The organism is Endozoicomonas atrinae (assembly GCF_001647025.1).
GTDB lineage: Bacteria > Pseudomonadota > Gammaproteobacteria > Pseudomonadales > Endozoicomonadaceae > Endozoicomonas > Endozoicomonas atrinae.
The window spans coordinates 1-3,610 of sequence record NZ_LUKQ02000396.1 but is presented as its reverse complement, the minus strand read 5'-3'; the positions used below and the strand labels follow the sequence as shown (position 1 = coordinate 3,610).

General features: G+C 40.4%; 2 protein-coding genes and 1 pseudogene. 1 reads left to right on the top strand and 2 read right to left on the bottom strand.

What is annotated here, in order from left to right; translation table 11 throughout:
* Positions 1 to 176, top strand: a pseudogene (locus AK963_RS36030) (IS256 family transposase); the annotation flags it as partial.
* An 847-nt stretch (positions 177 to 1,023) separates the two neighbouring features.
* Here the strand turns inward: AK963_RS36030 and AK963_RS26860 are convergent.
* Both AK963_RS26860 and AK963_RS26855 read right to left on the bottom strand, forming a co-directional pair.
* A complete protein-coding gene (locus tag AK963_RS26860) occupies positions 1,024 to 1,677 on the bottom strand; it encodes an SDR family NAD(P)-dependent oxidoreductase (protein WP_066018412.1) in 654 nt (217 codons plus the stop codon).
* Entirely contained in the window at positions 1,674 to 2,366 is a 693-nt protein-coding gene (locus AK963_RS26855; RefSeq protein ID WP_202969879.1) for a queuosine precursor transporter, read from the bottom strand. Before AK963_RS26855 ends, AK963_RS26860 begins: the two co-directional genes overlap by 4 nt.
* Between the last annotated feature and the right edge of the window lie 1,244 nt (positions 2,367 to 3,610).

Here is a 3,610-nt window from a genome sequence, read left to right as displayed (position 1 = left end):
GCGTCATTCGTAAGGCGATCAAGAACCGGAAGATTTTTCGGACTGATGAGTCAGTCATGAAGGTAATCTATCTGGCCATGGAAAAAGCTTCCGAGAAATGGACCATGCCGATCAGGAACTGGAAAGCAGCCATGAACCGGTTTGAAATTATGTTTCCTGACCGGTTCAAGGAGTAATAGTTTTGGTGGCGTTTACACAGAATTATTTACAGGCTCTTAATTCCTCATCGATATGTATTGAGTAATTGTTATTTTTTATTAACTACTGTAATTCTTTCTAAGCTTACGCTGATGAAGATTGCCTCTAGATGCCTGAAAGAGTGCTGCTTAGTTATTTTCTTGGACATTAATTGACAGTCATTAGTTTCCTTGAACTATTTCCGTGTTATCCAAAATGGTTATTTCTTAATAAGTTTTTTGATCGCTATCTCTATAAGTATGAAAGGAGAGAGGGTTAGAGGATTTTTTAAAAAACGAAATTCTAATTTTTATTATTAGTTTTATATACCTTTTGAATAAGAAAATATCTGTTTGTCAGTATCAATGATGTTTTATTGATTTTACTGGCTTGATGTCATTAATAAGTTATGGGTGTTTACCTTCGGCTTCAGTTATTTCTGTAAGATTAAACGTCATTAATCTTTGACAAGTAGGGTGGCCGATCATTATTCATTCCATTTGTGATCACTTTTTCTATGTATATTGCTATATGAAGCACTTGCTACGGCCACCCTATTTCCTAAAGCCTGTGTTTCAATCCACAGACAAGTCAAGAAAACTCGTTTCCGGTATCCTGCTGCCCCCTGCCTGAATGTATATCGGTCGCAACAATCCTGATGTCAGATTATGGAATCTGCATAGTAAAAAAAGCCAAGTGTTTGCATGGTGTTATAAACCTCAGGGTCTTTATTTCCTGATCTATCTGTGTTTTAAAAAGCTCAAGAGCTGTTTGCTTGTGACTATTTATATGACCAAAAGGTATATCATGCTTATGCAATAGCTGAGTCATCTGCCTCTGGTGTAATTACCAGACAAAGTTGGACTTTGCCATTTCACCGTTATCCACCAGAATATCCTGAGCGGTCATGCTTTGATTGATGACTGCCATAAAGTAAACCCATTCCGCAATTTCTTCCGAACTGGCCCATTTTGGCAGTAGTGTTTCATCCATAATGGCCTGCCATTTTTCAGGATCGTCCATTACCGGCCTGTTCAGTTCGGTAAGTACTCCTCCCGGAGAAATACTGTTGCAGGTGGCACCGTATTCAGCTACCTGTAAAGCAGTCCATTTTGTATAGGCGACTACGCCGCCTTTGGAGGCCACATATTCTGGAAATTCGGCACCTGTGTGAGCACTGGCAGAGGCCACGTTCACAATGGATTGAATCTCCGGTTGTAAACCGTACTGCCTGGTACAGTTCATCACGCCGCCTAAATTAATGGCGATGTCCTGTGCTGTGTTTTGTACCCCGGCATTGTTGATCAGATGAGTCACGCCCTCAATTTCAGGGAGTAAGTCAGGCTTGGCCACATCGGCCAGTAAATGATGGTAATGGGGACTGACAAGCTCGGTTGGGTTAATATCGATACCCACCACCGTGATGCGCTCATCCTGTAGAAAACGCTGACAAACCGCCAGGCCAATACCTGTGCTGGCTCCGGTAATGATTGCTTTCATAGGCGCTCCCATATTTCTTTGACCTTGATCTTTCTGCATAGATACACGGCGGGTGTATCACACAGGCTGGTCACCACGAAGATACCATAGCTGGTGATGATAATACTGAGCAGGTCTGCTACCGGGAATGTCCCGTAAAATGCGCCAAAGGTGAAAAGGACCGCATTTAATAACTGAGAAATCATGGTCGATGTGTTGTTACGCAACCATAGATATTTCTCAGTAAACCCTGTCCAGTGCCAGATTTTGTGATACAGCCATACATCAAAGCGTTGTGCGACGGCATAAACCACCAGGCCGGTAATCATCAGGCGGGGGGTATTGCTGAAAATAGCCTGAATATGCGGCATTGCAAAATCCAACTCATTGGGACTGAAATACAGCCAGCTCTGGGAAATGGCAATAAAAAGTACAGAGGTAAAAATTCCAACGTTCACCGCATAGTTGGACCATTTCTTACCTCCCACCTCGCTCAGGATATCGGTCACCAGAAAGGTGGTGGCAAACATAATATTTCCCAGAGTCATCTCCATACCGAAGGCGTTGATTTGCACCAGTACTTCAATATTGGCGGCCACGACAGCCAGTACGGTGTAACACAGAAGCCCCACCTTACCAAAGAGCCGATAGGTTAAAATGACCATGGCATAAAATAAGAACAGCTGGCCAATCAATAATAATTCGTTCAAGTGTACTCTCTGATATCAGCGGCTTTTTATGGTATTACGGGTAGCGATTAACGGCTGTTTGCGTGTATTTTTCAATACCAACATATACCGAAATATGAAGACCAGAACTTGAATCCTGCATTCTGGAACCTTACTAACCTCCCATTGGTCAGTTAGGAAAACTGCGAATAAGTCCCTTTTTCCAAAGGCAGTGTCAGTAATACCAGGGGTTACCGAAGGTGAGAGCGGACTTATTCGCACCTTCCTTAATCGATTAGTATCGCGTACCAGTAAATGATTGATTTTTTCAACACAGACAAGATTACCGTGACTGGGCAACCTTTTATGCTCAGGCATATCAGAGCATTTATCAGTAGGCATACTCAATATCCATTTTACGAATGTCAGTCAGAATATTTTTCAGTATTGTGGGTATTAAATCTCTTTCCACCCTGTGTTTTTCATCAACCTGTATTTTATCTGTATGAAGTTGTTGCTGATTAGGCTGTTTTTTTTGAATGGAAGCTTTGTATTCGGATAACTCCTTTTGTTGCCCTTCTTTTTTTATATGCTTTTGATGGTTTGCATGGCCAGAATCCAGCTTGATTATTTTTGATATTTTTTTGTATCCTGCTCATGTTTTCTTTTATTTTTATCATTTTTAGGTGATGGTTGAATGTCTATATGGAGTGTATTGTAACTGGCTGCAGCGGATACAAGCACATTATTATTTAACCTGTTGTTGTCATTGAATTGTATTGTTTGTCAAGTTCTCAGATAGCTCTAGGAATATTGATTTTCCATGGCAGGGTATTCATTCGTTGCAAGTAGTACTAAATATCATGGTTGTTAATAAAAAGCACTCGTTTATGACCGTGATGAAATGAAACCATCGGTTTATGGTTCAGTGCAGGCATTGTCATTAATGCAATATCCTGATAGATAGTGATTATTTTATTTTTCTTAGAGCAAGGTGAGCTAATAAAGTTTCATTGTTTTTATTTTTCTGGTTTCGGAGTATAATTCAAGTGCCTGATGGTTAACTAACTCTAGTTGAATAAGATTCGAGTTTGGTCATTGTCATTGTTATTGTTCTTTTTTAAATCAACAGTTTTAAAAAACAGTGATTGACTTTTGTCAATACTCCGGACACTATTATGCAGCGATAGCACCATAGCTACTTAGCTCCTCATAAGTATTCATGACTTTTTCGTCATTCATTGCCAAGCCTAACTTCTCAAAAACTCTGTGCATCAGGTTCTGAT